This window comes from Mangrovivirga halotolerans (genome assembly GCF_026241165.1).
GTDB lineage: Bacteria > Bacteroidota > Bacteroidia > Cytophagales > Cyclobacteriaceae > Mangrovivirga > Mangrovivirga halotolerans.
The window spans coordinates 402319-428724 of record NZ_JAPFQN010000002.1; the positions used below are offsets into that span (position 1 = coordinate 402319).

At 34.9% G+C, this 26406-nt stretch carries 23 protein-coding genes; 8 read left to right on the forward strand and 15 right to left on the reverse strand.

Features of this window, described 5'->3' with window-relative positions; translation table 11 throughout:
• Positions 1-210: 210 nt before the first annotated feature.
• The 6 genes from OO013_RS20245 to OO013_RS02880 form a co-directional block, all read right to left on the reverse strand.
• The gene (locus OO013_RS20245; RefSeq protein WP_266055107.1) at positions 211-2757 is read right to left on the reverse strand and encodes a S41 family peptidase; all 2547 of its coding nucleotides are present in this window, start codon (positions 2755-2757) and stop codon (positions 211-213) included.
• Positions 2745-3467, reverse strand: a complete 723-nt coding sequence (locus tag OO013_RS02860; RefSeq protein ID WP_266055108.1) for a hypothetical protein — start codon at positions 3465-3467, stop codon at positions 2745-2747. The genes OO013_RS20245 and OO013_RS02860 overlap by 13 nt, the downstream gene beginning before the upstream one ends.
• A 108-nt stretch (positions 3468-3575) precedes the next feature.
• A complete protein-coding gene (locus tag OO013_RS02865) occupies positions 3576-4577 on the reverse strand; it encodes a hypothetical protein (protein WP_266055110.1) in 1002 nt (333 codons plus the stop codon).
• A gap of 262 nt (positions 4578-4839) precedes the next feature.
• Positions 4840-5256 (reverse strand): sigma factor, encoded by a 417-nt coding sequence (locus OO013_RS02870; protein WP_266055111.1) that lies wholly within the window; start codon positions 5254-5256, stop codon positions 4840-4842.
• 491 nt (positions 5257-5747) lie between these two features.
• The gene (locus OO013_RS02875) at positions 5748-6950 is read right to left on the reverse strand and encodes a succinylglutamate desuccinylase/aspartoacylase family protein (RefSeq protein ID WP_266055112.1); all 1203 of its coding nucleotides are present in this window, start codon (positions 6948-6950) and stop codon (positions 5748-5750) included.
• A complete protein-coding gene (locus tag OO013_RS02880) occupies positions 6934-8817 on the reverse strand; it encodes a glutamate-cysteine ligase family protein (protein ID WP_266055113.1) in 1884 nt (627 codons plus the stop codon). The genes OO013_RS02875 and OO013_RS02880 overlap by 17 nt, the downstream gene beginning before the upstream one ends.
• A gap of 138 nt (positions 8818-8955) precedes the next feature.
• On the opposite strand from OO013_RS02880, the gene OO013_RS02885 reads away from it, so the two are divergent.
• From OO013_RS02885 to OO013_RS02895, 3 genes are all read left to right on the forward strand, one after another.
• Positions 8956-9867 (forward strand): hypothetical protein, encoded by a 912-nt coding sequence (locus OO013_RS02885; protein ID WP_266055114.1) that lies wholly within the window; start codon positions 8956-8958, stop codon positions 9865-9867.
• Positions 9868-9930: 63 nt separating this feature from the next.
• A complete protein-coding gene (locus tag OO013_RS02890) occupies positions 9931-10497 on the forward strand; it encodes a peroxiredoxin family protein (protein ID WP_266055116.1) in 567 nt (188 codons plus the stop codon).
• On the forward strand, positions 10475-10921 hold the full coding sequence (locus OO013_RS02895) for a protein-disulfide reductase DsbD domain-containing protein (RefSeq protein ID WP_266055118.1): 447 nt from the start codon (positions 10475-10477) through the stop codon (positions 10919-10921). Before OO013_RS02890 ends, OO013_RS02895 begins: the two co-directional genes overlap by 23 nt.
• Here the strand turns inward: OO013_RS02895 and OO013_RS02900 are convergent.
• The 3 genes from OO013_RS02900 to OO013_RS02910 all read right to left on the reverse strand — a co-directional run bounded on the left by OO013_RS02900 (position 10911) and on the right by OO013_RS02910 (position 14485).
• A complete protein-coding gene (locus OO013_RS02900) occupies positions 10911-11495 on the reverse strand; it encodes a RidA family protein (protein ID WP_439651815.1) in 585 nt (194 codons plus the stop codon). The genes OO013_RS02895 and OO013_RS02900 overlap by 11 nt on opposite strands.
• Positions 11496-11601: 106 nt before the next feature.
• Complete coding sequence (locus OO013_RS02905; RefSeq protein ID WP_266055120.1) at positions 11602-12636, reverse strand: 2-oxoacid:ferredoxin oxidoreductase subunit beta; 1035 nt, start codon at positions 12634-12636, stop codon at positions 11602-11604.
• Positions 12620-14485, reverse strand: coding sequence for a 2-oxoacid:acceptor oxidoreductase subunit alpha (locus tag OO013_RS02910; RefSeq protein WP_266055122.1), 1866 nt, complete (start codon positions 14483-14485; stop codon positions 12620-12622). Before OO013_RS02910 ends, OO013_RS02905 begins: the two co-directional genes overlap by 17 nt.
• 327 nt (positions 14486-14812) lie before the next feature.
• Here OO013_RS02910 and OO013_RS02915 point away from each other — a divergent pair, with 327 nt between their 5' ends.
• The 3 genes from OO013_RS02915 to OO013_RS02925 all read left to right on the forward strand — a co-directional run bounded on the left by OO013_RS02915 (position 14813) and on the right by OO013_RS02925 (position 17172).
• On the forward strand, positions 14813-15238 hold the full coding sequence (locus OO013_RS02915) for a DUF2141 domain-containing protein (RefSeq protein ID WP_266055124.1): 426 nt from the start codon (positions 14813-14815) through the stop codon (positions 15236-15238).
• Positions 15239-15397: 159 nt separating this feature from the next.
• The gene (locus tag OO013_RS02920) at positions 15398-16417 is read left to right on the forward strand and encodes a sensor histidine kinase (RefSeq protein ID WP_266055126.1); all 1020 of its coding nucleotides are present in this window, start codon (positions 15398-15400) and stop codon (positions 16415-16417) included.
• Positions 16414-17172, forward strand: coding sequence for a LytR/AlgR family response regulator transcription factor (locus OO013_RS02925; protein ID WP_266055128.1), 759 nt, complete (start codon positions 16414-16416; stop codon positions 17170-17172). Before OO013_RS02920 ends, OO013_RS02925 begins: the two co-directional genes overlap by 4 nt.
• A gap of 6 nt (positions 17173-17178) precedes the next feature.
• Here OO013_RS02925 and OO013_RS02930 read toward each other — a convergent pair whose 3' ends face one another.
• From OO013_RS02930 to OO013_RS02945, 4 genes are all read right to left on the reverse strand, one after another.
• Positions 17179-17610, reverse strand: a complete 432-nt coding sequence (locus tag OO013_RS02930) for a VOC family protein (RefSeq protein ID WP_266055130.1) — start codon at positions 17608-17610, stop codon at positions 17179-17181.
• A 50-nt stretch (positions 17611-17660) separates the two neighbouring features.
• Positions 17661-19280, reverse strand: coding sequence for a LamG-like jellyroll fold domain-containing protein (locus OO013_RS02935; protein ID WP_266055132.1), 1620 nt, complete (start codon positions 19278-19280; stop codon positions 17661-17663).
• Positions 19281-19292: 12 nt separating this feature from the next.
• Positions 19293-19787 carry a nuclear transport factor 2 family protein gene (locus OO013_RS02940; protein ID WP_266055134.1) on the reverse strand — a complete coding sequence of 165 codons (495 nt, stop codon included), beginning with the start codon at positions 19785-19787 and terminating at the stop codon, positions 19293-19295.
• Positions 19788-19860: 73 nt separating this feature from the next.
• Entirely contained in the window at positions 19861-21729 is a 1869-nt protein-coding gene (locus OO013_RS02945; protein WP_266055136.1) for a GAF domain-containing protein, read from the reverse strand.
• A 53-nt stretch (positions 21730-21782) separates the two neighbouring features.
• Here OO013_RS02945 and OO013_RS02950 point away from each other — a divergent pair, with 53 nt between their 5' ends.
• Complete coding sequence (locus OO013_RS02950) at positions 21783-22268, forward strand: DinB family protein (RefSeq protein WP_266055138.1); 486 nt, start codon at positions 21783-21785, stop codon at positions 22266-22268.
• Here the strand turns inward: OO013_RS02950 and OO013_RS02955 are convergent.
• On the reverse strand, positions 22252-23073 hold the full coding sequence (locus tag OO013_RS02955; protein ID WP_266055140.1) for an SDR family oxidoreductase: 822 nt from the start codon (positions 23071-23073) through the stop codon (positions 22252-22254). The genes OO013_RS02950 and OO013_RS02955 overlap by 17 nt on opposite strands.
• A 206-nt stretch (positions 23074-23279) precedes the next feature.
• Here OO013_RS02955 and OO013_RS02960 point away from each other — a divergent pair, with 206 nt between their 5' ends.
• Positions 23280-23585 carry a PepSY-like domain-containing protein gene (locus tag OO013_RS02960; protein ID WP_266055142.1) on the forward strand — a complete coding sequence of 102 codons (306 nt, stop codon included), beginning with the start codon at positions 23280-23282 and terminating at the stop codon, positions 23583-23585.
• Positions 23586-23724: 139 nt separating this feature from the next.
• Here OO013_RS02960 and OO013_RS02965 read toward each other — a convergent pair whose 3' ends face one another.
• On the reverse strand, positions 23725-26346 hold the full coding sequence (locus OO013_RS02965; RefSeq protein WP_266055144.1) for a valine--tRNA ligase: 2622 nt from the start codon (positions 26344-26346) through the stop codon (positions 23725-23727).
• Between the last annotated feature and the right edge of the window lie 60 nt (positions 26347-26406).

Here is a 26406-nt window from a genome sequence, read left to right on the forward strand (position 1 = left end):
TAATCTCTAGTTTAGATATGATTATTTAAATATTAAATATAATATATCAAATTAAAGTCATATTGCAATCAGCTATTCATATATTTTTTTTATTAATCTTTTAACCATCCATTAAACAACGGTTCCAGGTATGTGAAAATTAACAGGAAAGAAAAAACCGAAGAGATTTACCCTCCGGTTTTAACATATTGATTTTAAAAATTGGAGATATTATCTGGTCTCTTTAGCCTCATGCTCTGGAACACCTAAATCTTTGTTTTCCAATTCAGTCATAACATATTCTATTGCCTTCTGAAGCTGCACATCATTTCCTTTTGCCAATTCAGATGGATTTTCTGGCACTTTGATATCAGGTTCAACACCATGGCCTTCCTTAAACCAGGTTCCATCCGGATTGTACATTCTAAAAGTAGGAACAGTAACTCTACCTCCATCAATTAAAGCAGGTGCTCCCGAGATTCCAATTAATCCTCCCCACGTTCTGGATCCGATCAATGGTCCTAATTCTGCTTTTCTAAAGTAATCAGGGAAGGCATCACCTCCTGATCCACTCCATCCGTTAATAAGCATTGCCTTTGGTCCGAAATGGCCTACCGGAGGCCATTGCCAATTCTGACCATCTCTTACATCCCAGTAAGCAAAAGGCTTTCTATTTAACAATTCGATAAACCGATCGGGTATCTGACCCCCACTATTAAAGCGCTCATCTATGATCAGGCCATCTAAATTCCATTGGCCTGCAAACTGCCTAACTAGTTCTGCCTGACCGTCTAATCCGGTACTTCGCACATATATATACCCTACCCTTCCATCTGTTGCTTCCTGAACCTTCTTCCTGTTGTTTTCAATCCAGGCCAAATGCCTCAATCTGATATCCTCATTCCTACTAAATGCTTTAACCAGTTCTTTCCTGGCCCCTTCCATAGAAGGCTTATCATTTACCGTTAATTGAACGGCTTTTCCGTTAAGACCGTAAAAAGCACTATATGGCTCCTTGTCTACACTTAAAGGCACACCGTTTACAGCCAAAATATAATCGCCTTCATTAATATTAATTCCCGGCATAGCGACCGGCGCTATTGCCTCCGCATCCCATGGTGCACCTTTTACAATTTCTGATATTTTATAATAGCCGTTATCAGCCTTCCAATTAACTCCAAGATAACCTACCTCCGTCTGCTCATTGGTTTCAGTATCACCACCTCCACGATAAGTATGCGAGGCATTGAGTTCGCCGATCATCTCCCCAATTATAAAATTCAGGTCTCTTCTGGTATTTGCTTGCTCAACAAGGCTTCCATAATAATCTTTCACTGCCAGCCAATCCACACCATGCATATTTTCGTCATAAAAATAGTCGCGTTGGAATCTCCAGGCATCCATGAAGATCTGTTTCCATTCTTTCATCGGATCTACTCTAGACTCCATTTCATTAAGAGGCAATTTATCTTCTATATTCTGACCTGGCTCCGCATTAATAACAGCCAGTTCGTTTCCCTGAAGCACAAGGATTTTTTTACCATCAGCAGACATTCTAAAGCCATTCGCCTTGCCAAAGACCTCTTTTGATTCGTTTTCCTTTGGATCGTATATCATTATTGGGGCGGGACCTTGTATATTAGTTCTATCATGGTAAATAAGTTTATCTTTTATAGCATATAGATTGGCATAGTTTCCGGGATCTAGTGGCATCAAGGCAATTCTGCTCTCTATATTCGAAAAATTTATTCTCACCTCAGGATCTTTTTCTTCTTCATCTTCAGGTTCATCATTTTTCTTTTCCTTCTTTTTATCACTCTCTTCTTTTTCTTCATCTTCCTTTATTTCCACTTCATCATTTTTCAACAACAATGGAATTTTAACACTTTCGTCAAGAGGCAGCACTGCCAATTGAGAAGATTTAGAATAAATAAAACTATTATCAAAATTACTATAAGTAGGGTTCATTGCCCTGTTTGTAAAGAAGTACAAGTATTTCCCATCAGCGTCAAATGATGGAGAATAATCATTATAAAACTGACTGGTCACTCTTTTTCTTTCCTCATTCTTCGTATCATAAATAAATATGGAATTGTTTCTATTTTGTTCTCCCCTCGAATAAGTCATCCATCGACTATCCGGAGACCATGATACTGAAAAATTATCCAACCCCCACTGGAACATCCATAAGCCCTCATCAATTTTTGTCGTTTTATTGGTATTAGTATTAAATATATTAATAGCCATTGTCTGGTCTATGAAAGCAAGTTTTTTGCTATCCGGAGACCAATATAAATGGTATCTGAATCCATCGTCAAAGTTTGTTAAGCGTGTTTTATTCCCGGACTCAACATTCATTATATGAAGATTATATTCACCATTTTCATCACTCCAATAGGCTATCTTTTTACCATCCGGAGACCAGGCTGGAAATCGCTCTGCCGAACCAGAGGTATTAGTAAGATTTATTACCGGCCCATTACTGGCTGGTACTGAAAAAAGATCACCCCTGGCTTCAATGACAGCCCGTTTCCCATCATGCGAAAGCCAAGCATTTTGCATCTGTTTATGAGTCTTTACAGTTTTGGGTAAAAGGTTGGAGCGATCTGATATGACATTGATATTTACAGCTTTGACTGATCCATCAGATAAATTATATAAGTGTAATTTCCCATCTGCCTCAAATACTATTTCCTCCGGACCTATCGATGGAGTATGGATATCAAAACCTTTGAATTCAGTCAGTTGAGTAGATTGATCAGTTTCTATATCATACACCAGAGATTATTTCTTTTTTCCGGTCCGCGATCTGATAAAAAATACACCTTACTTCCCACCCACATTGGCAATTCTTCATTTGCATCACTTTGAGCTATATTCTTATGAGACATATCTTCCAGATCGAAAATTGTAATATCCGGAGCCATTCCTCCTCGATAACGTTTCCAGGTCCTGTTCAACCTTGATTTGTCTGTATAAGCTAACCTTTTGCCATCAGGAGAAAAGGAGGCCATTTCTCCATAAGGAACAGGTAACTTTTGAGCCTCACCTCCACTCTTATTTATCAGATAAAATTGGTTATACCTTTGTCTTCCACTTTCTCTGGCTGAAGCAAAAAGAACTTTGTCTCCATCGGGGTGCCAATCCAGCATTCTGTCGGTGGAACCGTGATAGGTAACTCGTTTAGGTACACCACCCATTGCGGGTATAACATATATATCTGAGCTTCCTTCATAATTGCCGCTGAAAGCTATATGCTTGCCATCAGGAGAAAACTTAGGAAAAATTTCTGTTCCCTGGACTGTTGTTAGTCTGTTTGCTGTTCCTCCATCTTTAGGTACTATCCATATATCATTTGCATAAGTGAAAGTAATATGACTGGAAGATACATCAGGGAAATAAAAAAGTCGGGCATCTACCTGACTATAAGCATTTAAATAACATAAAACACCTATAAGGAAAGGTAATATTCTTAAATGATTTTTCATGGTATAACGGTTTGACGAATTAATTCAATAAAAAAGGGTAACCTATTTTGGTGACCCTTTTTAATATCGCTAAATTCCTTTAAAAAAAGAAACCAAAATCCTTGAAATTCATTGTATATCAGCACAATATAAAGTAGCTGAATCTATATTTGGATCACCAAGAGAAAAATATACTTTACCATTAATGTCATCAAAAAGGTAAGATCTGATTTCTTTATTAGATGATACAACTAATTTTCTTTCTTTATTAGAACTCAAATCAATTAAATATACATTTAAAGTCCAGTCAGTAGTTGAAACAAAATTCCAATTATTTCCTTTAAACGATACAACTATCTTATCCAGTTCACTATTTGGGTGAAATTTGATGAAATAATCCGGGTTTCCATTGTTGATAAATTGCTTTTCCCAAACTTTGGTTTTAATATTTTCAGTAACATTAAGATCAAATATTCTTACTACAACAAGACCGTCTGATAAAACATTCTCCTGAACTAAAATATGAAGTTCATCAGAATCCCAATTCTTGCCTATGATTTTTCCTTTAATATCAATTGGAGCTAAGGATCTGGTTAAGGTATTCAGTATGGAAGACGGCTCATTAATATAAATCTGGCTGCCTGACGGATCAAATAATGGATTTCTACCAGGCCCAAGAGCTAATAAAGATCCGGTTTTCAAATCTATTTGCTTTAACTCACCATGGATATTTTCTATTACTACTTTATCTTCATTTTCTGATAAATCAAATGTTCTGACTTTTTCTCCAGGTGGGTTAAGTGAGGATATTTTGCCTGTAATTTTGTTAAATAACAATAATTCATCCCGATGTGAGACCAGATAAATTAATTCTCCATCTTTAGAAATCTTGTAATTTCTACTATGAAGAAATGAAAATTCATTGTAAAAGCCGGTTTCAATATCTATTTCATGAAATCCAAATTTACTTCCGGAAATTACATTAAAACTTTGAGGATCCAGGTAGAGTTCTCCCGATACAAATTCCCCTGAAATGATCCTTCGATTTTGATTTACATATTTTGGTTCTTCTTCCTCCAAACAGGAGATCATAATTAAGGAGGCCACCAAAAAATAATACTTGTTTTTCATCTGATACCCTTATGTTTATTAATAAAGTTATCTATTGAAAATTTCCTTATTATTTATCGGAAGTTAATTATATATAAATTTTCAACCTTCAATTCAGGTTGTGTTAACAATAAATTAATTAATGAGATTGTGGGAATTGGATTAAATAACAGATCAAAATATGAGGACAATAAAAACAGGGAGATTATGTGTTTATATCAGAATGTATCTGGCAATCATAACTTATTGGTGATTACCAATTAACAATCGTACTTATAAGATATTAATTAATAACCAGGTAATCATCAGTATCATTTGTTAAACCAACGATTTTTTCTTCTATTATAGATTCGACTTCCTCAGAAGGTTCTTCAATTATCCGGGAAATTTCTGAAACAGACATTTCCTGAATATTGAGCAAATAAGATATAATAGCTTGTTTAGGCTTAACATCCTGAAACATTTTTAAAGAGCACTTATTATATCCATTATCCTTTTTTAATAATTCAACTTCTTTAGCAGCCTTATCAAATAACCAGACAACCAGATTGGAAATGTCTTGATTTTCAAGCATCGATCTGAGTAATGCCAACCAGACTTCCTGAATGATATCTTCAGCTAGATCTTTATCTTTAACCTTATATAATATAAAGTTGTGGAGTGGCTTGTGGTAATGTTTCCAAATAAGACTTTGTTTCATGCTCCCTCAATAAATCTAATTCCGCATTGGTTTTAAATGGCTGCAATTATAAATAGTGGCAGCCTATTTATCCACCTTATGCTTACTTATTAATTATTAATTTTTGGGACTCTTTTTTGACTCTCTGATAGTTAGGCGCTTATAGAAAATATCAATTTACTGGTCCTAAACTGATAATATTAAAGCGACGGATTTCATGTTAATTTGAGTCCATCTAATTTTCACTACTATCTAAAATAGCACTTAAAACAGAATAAAAAAAATGGTTATTTTTGATTATTGATTTACTACAAAATCAAAAATGAAAATCAAATTTTATCCTGGGTATATATTTAAATTTTTGATACTATTAGATCATTCTTTCCATATGAAATGACCATAAATGGTTACATCATCTGTTCATACATATCAAAATTGATTTTCTTTAAAAAATACAATAATAAAAATTGAATCATTTTTAAACAATTGATATTTATAATAACCTTTTCCATTTATTGAAAAAACTTTTCATTCTTATAATCTTTACTTCTTACGGCTTTTTCACGGTTTTTCATCAGGTATTTATTTTTATCTAAAATTATCGCCCTGAAACCCAGAAGATGGAAAAATCGCTTCGCAAAAAATTTCGCTATTGAAGTATCTACTTCTAAAGTGTCCTTTTCACTATTATGCCACTTCACACCAGGCAATACAGGTAGAATCTTATCGATTTTAAGATTCCTTAATTTTTCAGATAATTTAAGGAAGAAAGGAGAAACCCTTCTGATAAGAAAAAAACCATCATCGCCCTGATTTTGATATAGAGGCATAAATATGCGTGCATTTTCTTCTGCCTTTATTCGTTCTCCATTATATTTTGCTAAAACTAACCCTTGCTTTACTTTCTGAAAATTCACAAAGCCTGGCTTCATTTTAAATTTTGAATTATCAAAAACCTGATACCTGTAAAAGATCTCAAATATTTCATGCGAGTCAAAGGAAGTTTTCGCCAGTTGATCGTAATATTTATAGTAATCAAAAGACTTTTTTTTGAGCATACCGGCATGCACAAGAGCCAGCAAAATAAAAGCTTTATGATTATCTACCGATGATTTATCCCCATGGCTTCCTCCTTCAAATCCAAAGGCGACATAGCCTAATTCATTGATATAGCTCAACAATGGGCCTTCAAGATATTCTTCAATTCCCAGAATCATAGGAACAGGAAATAATTCGGCAAATTTTCTATTTGCAAGACAATCATTTACAGTTAAAAAAGGATTAGTTTCACTAGAAGTGGTATGGAGGTCGAAAAAATAAAAAGGCCCCTCATCTTCATTCAAAATTTTTCTTATTTCAACAAGAATTTCCTTTTGCTCAATAATGTCCTGAGCTGGATTATTTCCTGCTTCATTAAGCAAATTGTTAATTTTTTCTCTGGTCCAAAGCCTGTTCAAATCATACTTTTCATATCGCAGTCCTTTACCGAGTGCTCGAAGATTACCACTAATTCCGTAAATATTTCCTCTGACTTTTATTTTACTGTTTGATATCTCATCAAAAACTTCTTTAATGGCAAAAACACCCGAAGGTTCATTACCATGTATTCCTCCAGTAAAGATCATGCTCGGACCATGCTTACTGCCCTCGATTTTTCCGATCAATCTTCCTACTTTGATCTTATGACCGCTAAATTGATCAATTAATTCCACCATATTTCATCGACTTTATGTCATTTACAGTGATAATTCCAACCATCTGATTTTTCTCAACAACTGGCAAACATGTTAAATGATGGTTTCTAAGTATTTCTACCACTTCTTTAATGGGTTGATGAATATCCACGGTTTGAAAATCTTTTTCCATTATATCGCCAACATTATATTTCGATATATCGAGCTGGTTTTTCCTAACTTTTTTGAGCAACCTTTCGCCTAAAATTCCAACCAAATCACCTTTTATATCCTCAACAGGCAAATGATGAATATCATTCCATTCCATTATTTTAATGGCAAATTCTGCTGGATCCTCAACATTTACTGTAAATAAATGTGTAGACATTATATGACCTGCAAACTTTGCAGATTCGTGGATTTCAGGAATTGGCTTAGAAGTCTTCCATTCATGAACTGGTTTTCCCTTTTGCTGATGCTTATATATAGACTTAGTCAAAGCCATCAGGGCATCATCCCTTTTTAAGTCCTTTTTTAATTCTCGAAAATTTTTAATAATCCACTGAGCAGATGATCTGCCTGCTGTCCTTTTTTCAATGATTCCGAGATACTTTTCAATATCTCTCTTGTCCACCTCCATTTTTTTTAGTCCTTCATAAGCTAAAGGCAAAAATTCATTCGCAATCAATTGCCTTACTGATCTATAGTCCCCTTCCCATCTCATAACTGACTCTTTTCCTGTCCGAGCAGCTCGAATAAAATTACTCTTGGCATCTCTGAAGTCCATCTCTCCCTCCATCTCATCATATTTTGCAGGACGCCCTTTCATCAACCCGGCCCAAAAAGCAAAATTTGCTACCTCATCAACTATAGTTGGACCGGAAGGAATATATCTGTTTTCTATTCTTAAATGAGGTTTACCTCCTCCAACTCCATAACAAGGCCTATTCCATGGATAGATTGTCCCATTGTGTAAACTCAGGGCTTCTAGCTTGGGAATCTCTGAAATATTTCTTTTCATTTTATCATAAATATTCTCTTCAAGTTCTTTGGTAAGAAGCACCTTGTACTTAGATATATTCTTCTTAAAAATATCTGTGACAGTTCCCGTAGCCCAATTATCTCCAAATGAAACTCGTGGCTCCTGATCTTTCAAGGCATAGGAGCTGATCCTGGTATCAACACTTTGCATAAATAAAGCGATCCTTGTTTCAAACCACAATTCTCTACCAAGCAGTAATGGTGAATTAGCACATATACCTAACACAGGTCCGGATATAGCCTGTGACCAGTTATAAGAAGATACAAAGTCATCTGAGGACACCTGCAAATGCATTTGAAAACTAGTATTACACGCTTCAAATAAAACTGAATCATGGATAAAGGTGAGCTCATCAACACCCATCATATGAAAACTAAAATCGGTACCTCTGATAGCCTTTACTACCTCATTTAGTAGAAAATATCGAGGGATGGGCGTCATATAATCTAATTGTAGTTCTTTTCTGCTAATGGTAGGTAATATACCCGTTAACAAAACCCTGCTATCGTGTTTCTTAGCTGCCTTTTTTGCCTTCTCAAGAAATTTGGTTAAGGTATTCTCTAGTTCGGAAAAACAATCTTTTTCAAATAGCAAGGGGTCCAGGTTGATTTCTAGATTATATTTTGCCAGTTCGGTAGTAAAATGTCTGTCATTAATTTCATTAAGAACTTCAAGAGAGTTATCCGCAGGTTTCCAGTTTTTATTGATTAGACAAAATTCCTGCTCCGCTCCAATCCTAACCACATCATCTTCAAAACTTTTATTTTGTATAAGTTCGTCCAGGATCTGAATATCTTCCAGCAACCTTTTAATATATTTTGCCCTTAACTGACCATCAGAAATAGATTTTACTGAGTGTTCTCCCATAAGTAAAAGATTATTTTATCTTTACATAATCTAACATCTGATATTATATATATATAAAACAATCATCAGTTAAGATTATGATTTTTAACGAATAACCTTTTCCTTTGGAACTTATTTTATCAACTATACTTTTTTAAAATGAAACCATACCTCCATATTCTGGTAATTGCCTTATCATTTTTCTCATTCCAGTTATCTGGCCAGGAAAAAATAGAATATGACTCTACCAAGACAGTTTATTTAACTACAAAAGATAAAGCAGTATATAGAGGTAAAATAACCGATCAATCTGATAATAAAGTTTTTCTCCAAACCGAAAAATTCGGATTACTACACATCTATAAAGAAGATATCAGAGAAATTGAAATTGTCGATGGGCAACTTATAAAAAAAGGAAAAGTCTGGCATGACCATATTTATGCTACCCGTTACATCTTATCTGGCAATGCTATCCCTCTGGAAAAAGGACAGGGATATTATAATAATCTATGGATATTTTCAAATAATTTAAATTATGGAATTACAAATAACTTCTCTGTAAGCACTGGTGTTTTTACAGTTTTTGATGGTTCATCTGGTATCGGACTTCCGTTTTGGGTTTCTGCTAAATACAGCTTTAACAAGATTGGGCAAAACATGTATTTTTCAATTGGAGCAATGGGCCTCAAAGTCTTTAATGTAGACATGCCTGTTCTGGGTGCAATCTATGGTGCTACAACTTTTGGTGATAAAAATCGAAACCTCACGCTGGGATTAGGAGTTCCCTATCAACATGGTTACGGTCTCGTTAAATACCCACTGGGGAAGATCAGTGGAGCTATTCGGGTCTCAAAATCAACCTATCTTACTCTTGAAGGATTTATTGCCGGAATTAATTTTATTGAAAACCAGGATTTAGGCGAGGGCATGCTTTTAACTATCGGAGGGAAATCCGGGTCGAAAAACATTAGTTTTAACTATGGTGCAATTCTGGCTTTTGACTTTGCTTATCCTAGTTTTATAGTTGGTATTCCAGTATTTGGAATTACAGTCCCTTTTGGAAAAAAATAATCCTTTTTGAACTTTTCAAATGTTATTTTAAGTAAATTTATAAACCACAAAACAGTTTAAACAATGACCCATTTAAATTCAAACTGGGTTTTGTTGACAATATTTCTGTTTTTTAATCTCTCATTCACCTCGTATTCTCAGAAAAATGCCAACGATGCCCCCTTGCAAAAGGCTCCTGATTTCACTTTAAAAGATCTTAGTGGAAAAGAAGTTTCTATGAATGAATACAAAGAAAAATTCTTAGTTATTCATATTGCCACTACCTGGTGCCCTTTCTGTAATGCAGAAGCCCCATACCTTCAGGCTTTATATGAAAAATATCAGTCTGAAAATGTTGAAGTCCTTATAATTGATGTAAAAGAACCAGAGAGCCTAGTAAAATCAAAATTACAGAATAAATATAACTTCACGTTCCCGGTTTTACTTGATTCCGATGGTAATGTTGCTGCTTCTTTTGCTCCTGAAAATGTATTACCTGACCTTGCAAGAGATGAAGTAATGCTAGCATCAAATTTGATTGTGGATCCGGAAGGAAATATTCAGTTTATGTCATTATTAGACTCTAAAAACTTTGACGCTAAACTGATTTCTCTACAAAAAAGATTAAATGAGCTTCTTCAGGAAAACTAGCTTACTGGTAATTCTATTAGTGATTACTTGTAGTAATTTTCAGGATAATGATTGGGTTCATTTTCAAAAATTCATATTGACCCCTACTGAAAACCCGGATACCCTGGTGCTATACTTTACAATAGACCAGGGTTTTCATATTCAGTCTGATCAACCTGAAGATGACTTGATGATCCCTACAGAATTATATTTGCAGGAAACTAATACCTTATCCTTTGGTCGCCCCATCTTTCCAGAGCCTGAATATTTTTATGTAGGAAATTTCAAAACTCAAGTTTTCAGTAACGAACTGATCGTAAAAGTTCCACTAATACATTCCGGAAAATTAAACCAAAATTCAATTTTCGGAACAATAAAATATCAACCATGTAATAGTCAAAAATGCTTTTTCCCAAGGGAACTTTCTTTTAAAATTAATCTCTAACCTCCACGACCACTTCAATTTCAACTGCAATATTAGATGGAAGCGATCCCATACCTACTGCTGCTCTGGCATGTTTACCCCTTTCCCCAAATACTTCGACGATAAGATCACTAAACCCATTGATAACGGATGGATGATCAGCAAAATCCGGATCAGCATTTACCATACCATGTACCTTTACAATTCTTACTACATTATTAAGATCTCCTATCTCTGCTTTTAAAGAACTTAACTGTTGTATAGCAGTGTACCTGGCTGCTTCATATCCTTGTTCTACAGTAAGGTCTGATCCAACTTTCCCTGTTATGTATGTTCCATCCTCTTTCTTTGGACCTTTCCCAGCCAGAAACACAAGGTTTCCTGATCTTACTGCATTCACATAATTAGCAACTGGTGCACCAGGTTCTGTCAAGTTTATTCCTAACTCTGCGACTTTTTTTTCTACATCATATGGATAAAGTGCCTGTCGTACTGTATCCATTTCCAAAGTGTCACTTAATTCCTTCTTTTCGGTGGGTTGACAAGATGTGATACTAAGAATTACAAAAACTGGCAATAAGAAATATTTAGTCATTGTGATTTGATATTGTTGAAAAAGAATAAATACTGATTTTGTTAATATACAAACAAAAAACCGAAGATCTCTCTTCGGTTTTATTCAATATTGAGATAGCATTTTCTTATTTAACTTCCCAGAAGTTATTGCCACTTAACAATGAATCCAGATCAGCTTCTCGTTTAGACCTATAAAGATCAATCTGATCCTGGAATACTTGCTCATAAGTATTTCGTTGGTTTTTATAAAATACCCCAAAAGGACGAGGTAATTTACCTCTCTCCTCTGTGTAGTCGAAGAATTCAGCCAATATTGAGGCTTTTATTTTATCTTCTTCATCATGTATCCAGCAATCATCAGGAGAATATGAATCCATATCCACGATTACAGGTTTAAATCCCTCCAGAATTATACCTTTTGAATCATTATCAAATAATAAGGGTTTACCGTTTTCGAGATATAATGTGTTTTGATCTTTAAGTGATTTATCGGTAAACTCTTCAAATGCCCCATCATTGAAAACATTACAGTTTTGGTATATTTCTATAAAGGAAGCTCCCTTATGATCATGAGCAGCGCTTAAAATCTCTCTCATATGTACAGGGTTTCGATCAATTGCCCTCGCCACAAATGTGCCCTCGCTACCTAAAGCAAGAGTGATTGGATTAAATGGTCTGTCTACAGAACCAAAAGGAGTTGATTTACTTATCTGACCTTTGGGAGATGTAGGAGAATACTGACCTTTAGTCAAGCCGTAAATTTGATTATTAAACAAAACGATATTTAAATTAAAATTACGTCTCAGGAGATGGATAAGATGGTTACCACCGATTGACAAACTATCTCCGTCTCCAGTGATCATCCATATATCTAATTCAGGATTTACAGCTTTCAGGCCACTGACTATTGCCCCCGCCCTACCGTGAATACTATGCATTCCATAAGTGTTCATATAATAGGGAAACCTTGAGGAGCATCCTATTCCTGAAATGAAAACGATATTCTCCCTGGGCACCTTGATTGAAGGTAAAATTGTCTGAATCTGTTTAAGAATAGAATAATCACCACAACCAGGACACCATCTTACGTCCTGATCGGTAGCAAAATCCTTGGCAGTAAGAGTTTCACCGTGTCCGTTACTTTTATTTTTGGTTTGCATATTCTCTGAATTTTAATACTTGTTCCTTGATCTCATCAACTGTAAATGGTAAACCCTTAACTTTACTTATGGACTGGGCATCGATAAGAAATTTATCTCTGATCAATTTTGTAAGCTGGCCACGGTTCATCTCCGGCACCACTACCTTATCAAATGATTTCAATAATTCACCCAGATTTGAAGGAAAAGGGAAAAGATATTTCAAGTGTATGTGAGCTACTGACAACCCTTCCTCAATTAACTCTTTAGTTGCCGTCTCGATCGCCCCAAAAGTTGATCCCCAACCCAGTATTAATATATCTGCGCCGGTTTCACCCCTGTTGATTTCCTGTTGAGGAATAAAATCAGCAATTTTTTCGATTTTTTCGGCCCTGATTTTAACCATGAGCTCATGGTTATTTCCATCATAGGAAACATTTCCTGTTTTTTCTTCTTTCTCCAAACCTCCTACCCTGTGAGTATAACCTTTCATTCCGGGAACCACCCACGGTCGAACATGATTTTCGTCTCGGTAATAAGGTAAATATTGCTCATCAACAAACTCGTCTCCTTTTGGACGATGGATATTAAATTCTTTTAAATCTTTTGATTCAGGGAATTGCCATGGTTCTGATCCATTTGCAACATATCCATCCGAAAGGACAAGAACAGGTGTCATATGTTCAACTGCAATTCTACAGGCTTCATAGGCCACATCGAAGCAATCTTTTGGAGAAGAGGCTGCTAATACCGGCATCGGCGCTTCTCCATTTCTTCCATATACTGCCTGCAAAAGATCTGCTTGTTCCGTTTTGGTAGGCAATCCTGTAGAAGGACCTCCTCGTTGAACATTTATAATTACCATTGGTGTTTCCAGCATAACGGCCAAACCAATTGCCTCTCCTTTTAAAGCAATACCTGGTCCGGATGATCCTGTTACAGCTAACGACCCTCCAAATGAAGCTCCGATGGCCGCACAAGCAGCAGCAATTTCATCCTCAGCCTGGTATGTTTTTACGCCGAAATTTTTATGCCTGCTTAATTCATGAAGTATGTCCGAAGCAGGTGTTATGGGATAGCTTGCGTAAAAAAGATCTAAATCATTCTTGTGAGAAGCTGCTACAAGCGCTAAGGCCAAAGCGCTATTACCATTTATATTTCTGTATTTACCTTTCGGCAATGAAGCTGCCTTTATTCGAAACCGGGTTTTAAATGTTTCATTGGTATCCCCGAAATTATACCCGGTTTTTAAGGCCTTTATATTAGCCTCTGCTATTTCGGTATTCTTCTTAAATTTATTTCGGATAAACTTGATTGTATTATCCGGAGTCTGACTAAACATCCAGTAGACATACCCAAGGACAAACATATTTTTACATCTGTCCACCTCTTTTACGGATAACCCAAACTCTTTGAGGGCCTCACGGGTCATCTTTGTTATATCTATAGCATGAAGCTGGTAATTATCCAGGGAATGATCGATTAATGGATTAGCTCCATCAATATATTTTGCCAGTTTTAAATTTTTATTGTCAAAACCTGCTGTATTAGCTATAATTATTCCACCAGGCTTTAAATTTTTGAGGTTGATCTTCAATGCTGCTGCATTCATTACAACCAGCACATCAAACCGATCTCCCGGGGTAAATACTTCAACAGATCCAAACTTCAATTGAAATCCCGATACACCGGCAAGGGTACCAATAGGGGCTCTTATCTCAGCAGGGAAATTGGGAAAAGTACTGATGTCATTACCAAATAATTCGACAGTTTCAGTGAATTGACCACCTGTAAGCTGAATACCATCACCTGAATCGCCTGCGAAATGGATAACAACTTCGTCGCGTGACTCGTCAACTGGTTCTTTCATGGCTTTGTATTTTGAGTTATTTTCATAGGTTAACCGCATGAATATCAGCGAAAAAACCCTTTTACATAAATTAAAATTTTAACTCAGAAAAAGCCTGTGATTTTCTCATTATTTTAACTGATTAATATCATAGTTATCCAAAAATCACCTCTTATTATAAACTACTAATAACAAGCGCTCATTAATTTTTCAACCATCTGGAAATAATTACTTCTTAAGATATTGACGATTCATCAGTCAAATTCTACGATTCGGTAATATAAAATTTAATGTAGCCGAATAAAATGTGACATTTGAAACATATCAATAACACAATCACTAAAAACAATGAAAAAATTAGCACTATTATTAATCGTCTTTACTTTTACTTTCATCAATTCTTTCAGCCAGGAAAATGAAAAAATCAAAATTGCCCTTGATATCCAGGGAATCCATAATGGAAAAGGTCAGTTGATAATTCGTCTGTATAATGCTAATGTCAATTATCCTGGAAACGCATTTAAAACAGTCAAGATTGAACTCGAACCTGATACTGCAGGACCATTTATAATTGAGGATATTGCCCCTGGTGAGTATGCAATCATAGTTTATCAAGATAAGAATATGAGTGAGGAATTGGAAATAGGCATGATGGGACCTGAAGAGCCTCTCGGATACTCAAATAATGCATCGAACCCATATGGACCTGCTCCTTTCGAATCTGCTAAAATGAATTTCCAGGAAGATAGTGTAATAACAATTAATTTAAGATGAGTTATCTGAACCTTACACTTTTCTTTATTTATATTTCTATCGGATCAGTAGCAGCAACTACTAATCCGGTAGTCATTTTGAAGAGATCCCAACATCCTGATTCATTATAATATAATTTCGATTTCATCTTTAATTGGAAAATCTGTTTATTTGCAAACTATGTCAAAAAACCCGGCACTGCACTTTAATCTCAAAAAGGAATTATTTGAATCATTCCTGATTTTCCTAATTGGCATTCCGTGGGGATATCTCATGTGTTCAACCTGTGAAAATATGATCTACCCTATACTAATTAGTGGTGTTTTCTGGGTAACTCTATGGAAAGGCAACCAGTTTTTGTCTGCCATATTAGACTTAAAAGTTTCATGGGTTAAAGCACCGCTTCTAAGAGCATTAACTGGAGTTTTAGGTCACTCATTTATTACTTTTATACTCGTAACTGGGATTTTCAAGGTCGTTGAACTCTTCGGTATTACGATTTCCAATTATAAACTAACTGTTTTAATTTCAATAGGCATAACGCTCGTTATGACTTTAATTCTTTATGCAAGAAAATTCTTGCTTTCCTGGAGGCAGGCGGCTATTGACAGCGAGAGAATGCAAAAAGAAATTATAACTGCTAAATTTGAAACCCTTAAAAATCAGGTAAACCCACATTTTCTTTTTAATAGTTTAAATACCCTTACCAACCTTGTATTTGAAAATCAGAATACTGCTGCAAAATTCATAAAAAAGCTTTCTGAGGTATACAGATATGTTCTCGAAGTTAAAGACAAGGAGCTTGTCAAACTGGAAGAGGAGATGAATTTTGTCAGATCCTATGTCTTCCTTCAAAAAATAAGACATGAAAATGCTCTTTATATTAATGAAAACCTTAATGGTTTGAAGGAATCCCATAACATAATGGTTCCTCCTTTGACTTTGCAATTATTAATAGAAAATGCAATCAAACATAACGTTCTTTCTTCTGAAAGTCCTTTGAACATTGATATTTATATTAAAGAAGAGAGAATTTTTGTAGAAAACAATCTTCAAATAAAGAATATCATTGATGAAAATAGTACTGGTGTGGGATTAGAAAATATCAGATCACGATATAAGTATCTTTCACCGGACGCCATTAAAATAAACAAAGACCAAAATATTTTTTCTGTTAGTTTACCACTGATTAAAAAATGAATGTACTAATTATTGAGGATGAAAAACCAGCTGCTAAAAGACTGGAATCAATTATAAATCAACTAAGGCCTGATTTTAAAATATTAGCTAAGATCGAATCAGTGAAAGATGCCGTCGAGTACCTAAAAAATAATCCCAGTCCTGACATTATTTTCCTGGATATCCAGATATCTGATGGGATTAGTTTTGAAATCTTTGATCACGTTGAAGTTAAAGTTCCAATTATTTTTACAACTGCTTATAATGAATACGCTTTAAAAGCCTTTGATTTAAACTCAGTCGACTATTTGTTAAAGCCCATCGATGATGAAGATGTTGATAAAGCTCTAAATAAATTTGATGACTTAAAGAATTCTTTCGCACCTGGAGATCAAATTCAACAGTTAACAGACACAATGAAATCTCTTACCAAAAACTTTAAAAACAGGTTTTTAATTAAAACAGGTGAACATTATAAATCTGTTCCGGTAAATCAGATCAATTATTTTTTTTCCAGACAAAAAGCAACATTTTGTAATACGGTTGACGGCAAGAACTTACTAATAGACCATTCATTGGATAAACTTGAATCACTATTAGATCCGGAATCATTCTACAGAGTGAATAGAAAATATATAATTGGGTTTTCTGCTATAAGAGATATTATTGCCTATTCAAATAGCCGGTTAAAAATTCTTACTGAAAATCAACCTGACGAGGATATTATTGTTGCCAGAGATAAAGTGAATGAGTTTAAATCAAAATTAGATTCATGATAAGGATTATGTATCAAGATTTACCATCCAGTTTACTCCATATTTATCTTCAACCGAACCAAAGTAAGCTCCCCAAAATGTATTTACCTGGGGCATAGTTACATTTCCATCTTCAGAAAGCGCCTTGAAAAGCTTATCAGCTTCTTCTTTATTCTCAGTATCAATAGATATCGAAAAATTATTCCCCTGCCTATAATTTTCTACCCATTTACCAGCAGTATCACTACCCATAATAATTATCTCATCAGAAATCTTTAGAGAAATATGCATTATCCGGTCAGCATGCTCATCGGGTATTTCCGGACTTTCTTTTTCTGAGGGAGGCATGTGCTTATACCGTTCTAAGCTAATAAAATCCCCGCCAAAAACAGATTTATAAAAATTAAAGGCCTCTTCACATTGTCCATCAAACATCAGGTATGTAGTCAAATTTTTCATATAAATTCAGTTTTATATTAATTTAACTAAATACAATCTGAAATAATAATTCAATATAAAATAGTAATAGGTCCTTTTATATTAACCTGCCAACAGGAATTTTGAAGATTATAATAATAAACCCCATTAGATAATCCGCTTCCGGAAAAGTCGTTCTTATAATTAGGATTATAATAAATAACTTTTCCGTTTGAGTTAAAGATCTTTAATTCAGAACCAATTAATTTTTCGCTGATAATAAAGGTATCATTACAATTATCTCCATTTGGTGTTATCACATTTGGAATAAAGAAGGATGACTTACTAATATCAAAATCATCCTTTTTAATATTTACGGTCCATTCAGTAACAGCACAGCCACTTCTGTCTTTTACTGTATAAATGACTGGTGAACTAAAATCATTTTTGGTAATAGAACTAGCTTGTATTCTGCCATTCACTCTTGCAACTGCCTCTGTGGGAAGGCTAAAGGTAACAGACATGTTAGTAATATCTGTATAGCAACTTACTTCAATATTTATTGTTTTATTTATTCTATCGATGTTCGTCTCTCCAATTTGATTATTAACTGAAAAATTAAAAAAATCAGTCTTATTATCTACTTGCTCTTGAGTTAGAGGTATCCTATTAAGATTGATATCCCAGTAATCACCTATACATCCGTGGATTTTATCATAATTTTCAATCCAATAGTAAAAGTTATTTTCAAAATTATTCACACTTTCACCACTGATTTGCTCTACCCCTCTGACGAACACTCTGGCGTTTTCAGAAACCTCAAAATCCGCTACTATTTCTGACATATTTTGATCACAGTAAACATCTATTTCTGACACATTATTGATTGTATCATGTCTCGTCGGAGAAAGTTGTACATCAGTATTAAACGATGTCAGATTTAATTCACCAAAAGGAGGTGCCCATCCACCATCATATAGTATTTGCTTAATTTCAGACCTTGTTATTGCTCGGTTATAAAAACCTATATCATCGATCTTTCCATGATAATAATGAGTATGATCACCACGTTTTCCGATGTAAATGTTATGGTTATTAGATGTATTACAACTGTATTGATCCAATTCAAAGCTAGAACTAATTCTAACCCCATCTTGAAAAATTATCAAGCTATCCTGTTTTTTTAAATAAACAATGTGATGCCACCTTGTTGGAGAAATGTCACATCCGGCTATGCTTTCTGATTTTTCACCACAGTTTGAAGAATTAAATCTAGATTGGGTTACCCGGTAAGGCTCATCAATATTCATATATGAACTATTTAAATATGAAATTAAATAAGGATATGCCTCATTATTACTTCCATCCCATTTACTTATTAAATCATTATAATGCGTTGATTGATCCTTCTGTCTATATTCAACATTTATCCAGAAACTAATTGAAAAATCTCCGGAATTATTAAAATTGAATATTTCATTGTTTTCGATTTCAATCCAACTCTCGGTTCCATTAAAAAAGTATGCATTTTCCTGTCTGCCAAAACGGTCCTTTACAAGCAATACGTTGTTAGCATTACCATGATTTGACCCTACAATATCATTGGCCTGACCCGAAAAAGGATAATATGCGATTAAACCATCAGTTACAACCTGAGCACTACCAATAAAAAATTGAACGTTCAGTAATAAAAAAAATATTCTAAATTTCATAAACCCAGGCAATTATTCAGCTTTATATTTTTCCGGAGGAGCTTTATGGTCGTAGCTCAATATTCGGGACATTTTCCACTCTCCATCATCGTATTTCCAGATATTTTGGTATTTGCCATAACCATCGAGATATTCATCTTTATCCGTTTCATTAATATAGAATAAATGTTCTCCAGATATGATGGCTCCATATTGGTTTATTTCATAAATTTCTGTGCTCTCTTTTATTTCTACCCTCCTCAGGCTCCAATTTGCCGGATCTTTACACATTCCTGCTCTTGTTTCTTCTTCAAACTTCCTTAATCCTTTTGTAAATCCACCATTGTCATGGTAAAACTCCATATCATCAGTAAAAAAAGTCATCATTTCATCAACATCACACCGATTAAATGCGACCCAAAATAAACTATCCTGACGGATCAACTCATCTTTATCAAATTGTTTATCAGAATTCTGCGAATACCCGGCTACAGATGAAATGATCAATAATAAAAAAAAGTGTTTCATAGTTGAAAGCCTATAAAAAAAGGAAGCCTTAAATTAAGCCTTCCTTTTCTTAAATGAAAAAAAATAGATCTTTTTATGAGACTTCCTTACTATTCTGATACAGGATAGTTATAAGATCGGCAGCTGATTTCATAAACGTAAGCTCTTCCTGACTCCATTCTCTGTAGCTATCTTCATGATCAACCTTCAAAATCCCGGAATTTTTTCCCCCGATATACACAGGAACGCTTAACATAGAAACAACATCAGTCTCTGATAAATACTTTTCCTTTAATTCAAATGTATTTTCGTGATTAGAGATATCGCCTGCCTTGATCACCTTATCAGCATCAAGTCCTTTGAAAAAATTAGGAATTTCCTGTCTTGACCATTTTTGGCCAGACTGATGTTCATCCGCAAATAATTCGTAGTTATTCTCGCAAACTATATTCGAAGCTGAAGGTGAATAAGACCAATACGAAGCCATACTTACCTTCATAACTTTAGCGATCTCCTCAAGAATCAATTTTAAACCATCAGGGTCACCATTTGAAACCTCTGCCGTTGTTCTCAAGCTATCTAAAACAAAATTAAATTTGTCGATCTTCTCGATTTTCTCAGATAATTGGGCTTGTTTTTCAGCCACTTCGTTCTGCAACCTGGTTTGGTTTTCCTGAATAGCCTGCATTTCTTCGAGGTTCTGCCTCATTTCTTCTTCAGAAGCCTGAAGTTGTTCGGTGTATTCCTGTGATTCTTCAAGTAACCTCTTTGTTTTATCATTAACCTGAATACTATTAAGCGAGGTTGCTATATTTTCACCTATACCTTCTAAAAATGAGATTTGGTACTCTTCAAATTCCTTAAAAGAAGCTATTTCGAAAATTCCATGTACCTCCTCATTAACAATCATCGGAACAATGATAAGACTACCAGGTGTTGCATCGCCTAGCCCGGAGGTAATTCTCACATAATTTCCTGGAATCTCTTTCAGTAATAAAGAGGATTTCTCTAAATAAACCTGTCCTACTAGTCCTTGACCAGGTCTAATAGTTTTTTCCTCAAACTTTTTTCGGCTATATGCATAAGTAGCTTTAAGCTCCAGCTTCACATCATTATCTTCACTGTTAACTAAGAAAAGAGCACCCTGATTTGCTTTTAAATAATTCACAGTAAAAGAAATTATTTCATCGCAAAGCTCTTGTAAATCATCACTCTTTCTTAATAATGCTCCTATTTCAGCAAGTCCCTGTGTAGCCCAGTTTCTTTTCTTTTCTTCTTCTTGTGACCTCTCAAGTTCTTTTAAATACTTTGTAGTTTCTTTTTCCTTTTCCTTCGCCAATCTAGATTCTTCATCATACTTTTTTAATAATGATCTCATCTCATTACTAAATTGAGAGTTTAAGTACTGAAGAAATATCACGATAAATGATGAAAAAGAAATTGCTCCGATTAGAACTGACAATTTTACCCACCCCTCATTAAATACATCAGTTGTTTCCTCGGGTTCAATAAATGAATTGATTTCATCCATACTGAAGAATATTAAAAGGTTAAATCCGAAAGTCAGAATTATACTTTTATATTCTTTAAGAGAAAAAACAGCCCAGGGTAATACTAAAACGGCAAAATTAAATAGATAAACCTGGATATTAACCTGCTCGCCTTCACTTACTATAACTGCATGAAGAAGTGCTACTACTATTGTAGGTAGAATGGAAACAAAAAACCTGGAAATGCTTTGAAATCCATACTGATTAAAAATTAAAACAGAAGCATATCCTATAAGACCTCCAATACAATATGGGACTAAAGGAGTATAAATAATTGCTGAAATAATTGTATAAACAACAATTAAAACTAATAATGTTACAGCAACAATATTGGTTAACTTAACTTTATATTTCAATGAGTTATCCATATCATCGGATACTCCAAGATCAAAAAGTGTATTGAAGAAATTCATACCAAAAAATTTTAACTGCAATTTTTAATTATATTTCCCAAACCGTCAAGTATATGCAAGATAATTCGATTAATCACACAATAGTAATCCATAAATCCACCAGAAACCACATACATAAATTATGGAACTCATTAAGCCCTCATCAATTGGCTACTATACCAAAGGGTTATAAAAACAATATTTTATGGAATGTAGCGCATTGTTTAGTTACTCATCAACTTTTGATCTATGGGTTGAGTAATTTAAAAATGAATCTCCCATTAGAATTTATTGAGAAATACAGAAAAGGTACAACTCCAACAGATAATGAAATAAATGATGAAGATGTGAAAATCATTAACGACAACATTCTTTCTCAGGCTGAACAATTAGCCAAAGATTATCCAACGTTATTTGTTAAAGGTTTTAATGAATATCAAACCAGTTACGGGGTGAAATTAAATTCTATTATAGAAGCAATAAACTTTAACAATACCCACGAAGCACTTCACCTGGGAATTATAATGTCTCAAGCCAAATACCTCAGAGAAACTTCCTGATCAGTGATCTGAATAATGGCGCTGGTAATATTCTTTTTAAAAATAACAGAAAGGGAGCCCCTCCTCCTACAGGGTAGCGTAGTTTGTCTCCCTGATCTACTGCTGCAGTAAAAATAGCTTTAGCTACTTCTTCGGGATCTGACCCATTACGACCAAATTCATTGATCTTTGTTAAAGAATCTGCCATGTGCTGATCATAATCTTTCAAATCACCTGCTTCTACGGAATCCATAGACTCATCATAAAATCTTGTCTTGATCGCTCCAGGCTCTATTAATTTTACTTTTATATTAAATGGCTTTAGCTCGTACATTAAGCTTTCGGATAGTCCTTCTACTGCAAATTTGGTAGCATTATAAAAACTGTGAAAAGGCAAAGCTACCTTTCCGGCTACACTCGAAACATTGATTATCCTTCCGCTTTTCTGTTTTCGGAAATACGGAATAATGACCTGGGTGACATTAATAACTCCAATAATATTGGTTTCAATCTGTTTTTTAACTTGTTTTGGAGCTCCTAATTCAAGAGGGCCTATCAATCCGTAGCCAGCATTGTTTACCAACACATCGATTTTGCCAAATTCATTTATAACATCTTTTATACAGTTTTTTACTTCATCTCGATTAGTAACATCCAGTTTGAAAATTTTGACATTATCACTTTTTTTAAAATCAGGTTCCTTTTCAGGATTGCGCATAGTAGCTGCAACACACCATTCCTTTGTGGCAAAAAAATTCACAGCGGCTTTTCCGATTCCGGAACTGCTTCCTGTAATTAATACAGTTTTATTTTTATGTTGCTTCATTTAGATAAATCTAAAAAATTCCAAACCATAGATTACTATTAATTGTGCAATTAATCCACGGTTTGTATAAAAATTCAAAAAAAAATCCACACTTCTTATCCAAAAAAAGGGCTTAGCAATGCCAATAACGCCATTTTCCCTTTTGGCATGGTTATTTAATTATATAAACCAGAGATATTTAAACAAGACCAACAAATACCAACATTATGAAAAAGTTAATTTTAATGGTTGCCTTAATAGGTACATTTGGTTTTGTATCTATAGAAGCCAACACAATCGAGAAAGAAAATGTTATTTCTGAACTAAACACTTTAGTTGATGAAATCACATTCCAGGAGTTGCCTGCTGCCGTTCAAGACGCTTTCACTGATACCTATTCTAAAGAAAGTGTAGCCAAAGTAATAAAGCATGATGATCAAACTTATGAAATTCATGTTGAGCTTGAGGAAGGAATAAAAGCATTAAAATACAACAGTAATGGTGAACTATTAAAGGAATGGTCTGTTGAATAGTTCATTCAGTTGGTGGGATTGATAATATTCAATCCCACCATATTTTATTCCCAAAGAATATCAATCACACAGTCGTTTATCAATCAACAAAAAAGCGCCCCTGAATAAGGGCGCTTTTACTTAAGTTTGTTTATACATTTTATTTTAGTGAGGCTAACTGATCTTCAAGGGCTTTGATCTTTGCTTCCGCATCAGCTTGCTTTTGCTTTTCCATCGAAACTACCTTTTCTGGAGCATTGTTTACAAATCGATCATTGCTCAATTTCTTCATCACTGTATTTAGAAAGCCTTTGGTATATTCCAATTCCTTTTTGATTTCCTCGATCTCTTTTTCAGTGTCGATTAATCCTTCAAGTGGAATAAAGAATTCATCTCCCTTAACTACAAATCCGGTAGCATTTTCAGGTTGTTCTTCAACATTTTCTATCGCATTAAGATTTGCCATTTTCTTAAGAATTTCTTCAAATGGCGTATAAACACCATAATCCGATGTCTTAATTGATAAGGTCAACCCTTCCTTTGGAGAGATTTGCTTATTATTTCTGAAATTTCTAATCTGAGTAACAATTTCAAAAACCCTTTCAGTGATCTCGAGAAGATCTTCATCTGTTTTCCCAGGTTTAGGCCAGTCAGCAACGATCAAACTCTCATCCTCACCTCTTTCTTTGATCTGATGCCAGATCTCTTCTGTTATGAAAGGCATGAATGGATGAAGCAACTTGATCACTTTCTCGAAGAAACCAATTGTAGCTTCTAATGTAGCTTTGTCTATTGGCTTACCAAATTCTGGTTTGATCATCTCAAGATACCAGCTGCAGAAATCATCCCATGTTAATTTATAAACAACCATCAGAGCATCAGAGATTCTGAATTTTTCAAAATGATCAGTAAGCTCTGCCAACGCTTTGTTATATCGGGATTCAAACCAGTCTATCGCCACTTGATTTGAAAGATTCTCAAGATTCTCATCAATCTCCCACCCTTTCACAAGTCTGAAAGCATTCCAGATTTTATTACTGAAATTACGTCCCTGCTCGACAAGTTTTTCATCAAATAGCAAGTCATTTCCTGCAGGTGAACTGAATAACATTCCTGTACGAACACCATCAGCTCCATATTGCTTGATCAGATCTAATGGATCCGGACTATTACCAAGAGACTTGGACATTTTTCGTCTTTGCTTGTCTCTTACAATACCTGTTAAATAAACATTTTTGAATGGTTTTTCATCCATGTATTCATATCCTGCAATGATCATTCTTGCAACCCAGAAAAATAAGATCTCAGGAGCAGTCACCAGGTCATTGGTTGGATAATAATACTTTATATCTTCATTTTCAGGATCTTTAAACCCATCAAAAACTGAAATCGGCCATAACCAGCTACTGAACCAGGTATCTAAAACGTCTTCATCCTGTCTTAGATCAGAAGCCGTTAATGAACTATCCTTTTCCTGAGCTAACTTTAAAGCTTCTTCCTCTGTCTCAGCAACCACAAATTCCCCGTTTGGTAAATAATAAGCAGGAATACGGTGTCCCCACCATAATTGACGGCTGACACACCAGTCACGAACATTCTCCATCCAGCTCCTGTACATATTTTTGAATTTTGGCGGATGTAACTGGATCTCATCGTTCATTACATTTTCGAGAGCAGGTTTTGTGATTTCTTCCATTTTAAGAAACCACTGCATAGAAAGTTTTGGTTCGATCACTGCATCTGTTCGCTCAGAAAAACCAATACTGTTTTTATAATCTTCTACCTTATCTAACTGACCAAGCTCTTCGATTTTTTTGGCAATCTTCTTTCTTACTATAAATCTATCCTCACCAACGAAGTGTTCCGCAGCTTCTGACATCGTTCCGTCATCTGCGATCACGTCGATGCTTTCAAGATTGTGTTTAATACCCAATTCATAGTCATTCACATCGTGAGCAGGGGTGATCTTCAAGGCTCCAGTACCAAATTCCATTGAAACATATTCATCCTGAATAATTGGTACTGATCGGTTCACAACTGGAACGATCACTTTTTTACCTTTTAAATGAGCATATCTCTCATCATTCGGGTTAACACATACTGCGGTATCACCTAAAATTGTTTCCGGACGTGTAGTTGCAATAGTAACATATTCGTCACTACCCTCTATCTGATAGTTTACATAATAAAGTTTTGAATTTACTTCTTTATGGATAACCTCATCATCACTAAGAGCTGTTTTACCCTGAGGATCCCAGTTAACCATTCTGACTCCACGATAAATCTTACCTTTTTTATAGAGATCTACGAAAACCTTGATTACGGCATCCGAAAGATCTTCCTCCATGGTAAACCTGGTTCGATCCCAGTCACAACTAGCACCTAATTTCTTTAACTGTTCAAGAATTATTCCGCCATATTTCTCTTTCCACTCCCATGCATATTTCAGAAACTCATCACGCGAAATACTTTTTTTATCAATACCCCTTTCCTTGAGCATCGCAACAACTTTGGCTTCAGTTGCAATTGAGGCATGGTCCGTACCAGGCACCCAGCAGGCTTCCTTACCCTCCATCCTTGCTTTTCTTACAAGAACATCCTGAATAGTATTGTTGAGCATATGGCCCATATGCAAGACACCGGTAACATTTGGTGGTGGTATTACCACTGTATATGGTTCTTTAGCCGGGTTTGGAGTTGAATGAAAAAATTTTTTATCCATCCAGTACTGATACCATTTATCTTCGATTTCAGCGGGGTTATATTTAGCCGATATACTCATTGTATTAGTTTAATTTCATTTTGATTGGCAAAAATAGCAAATTTAGGTCGTTTGAGTAAT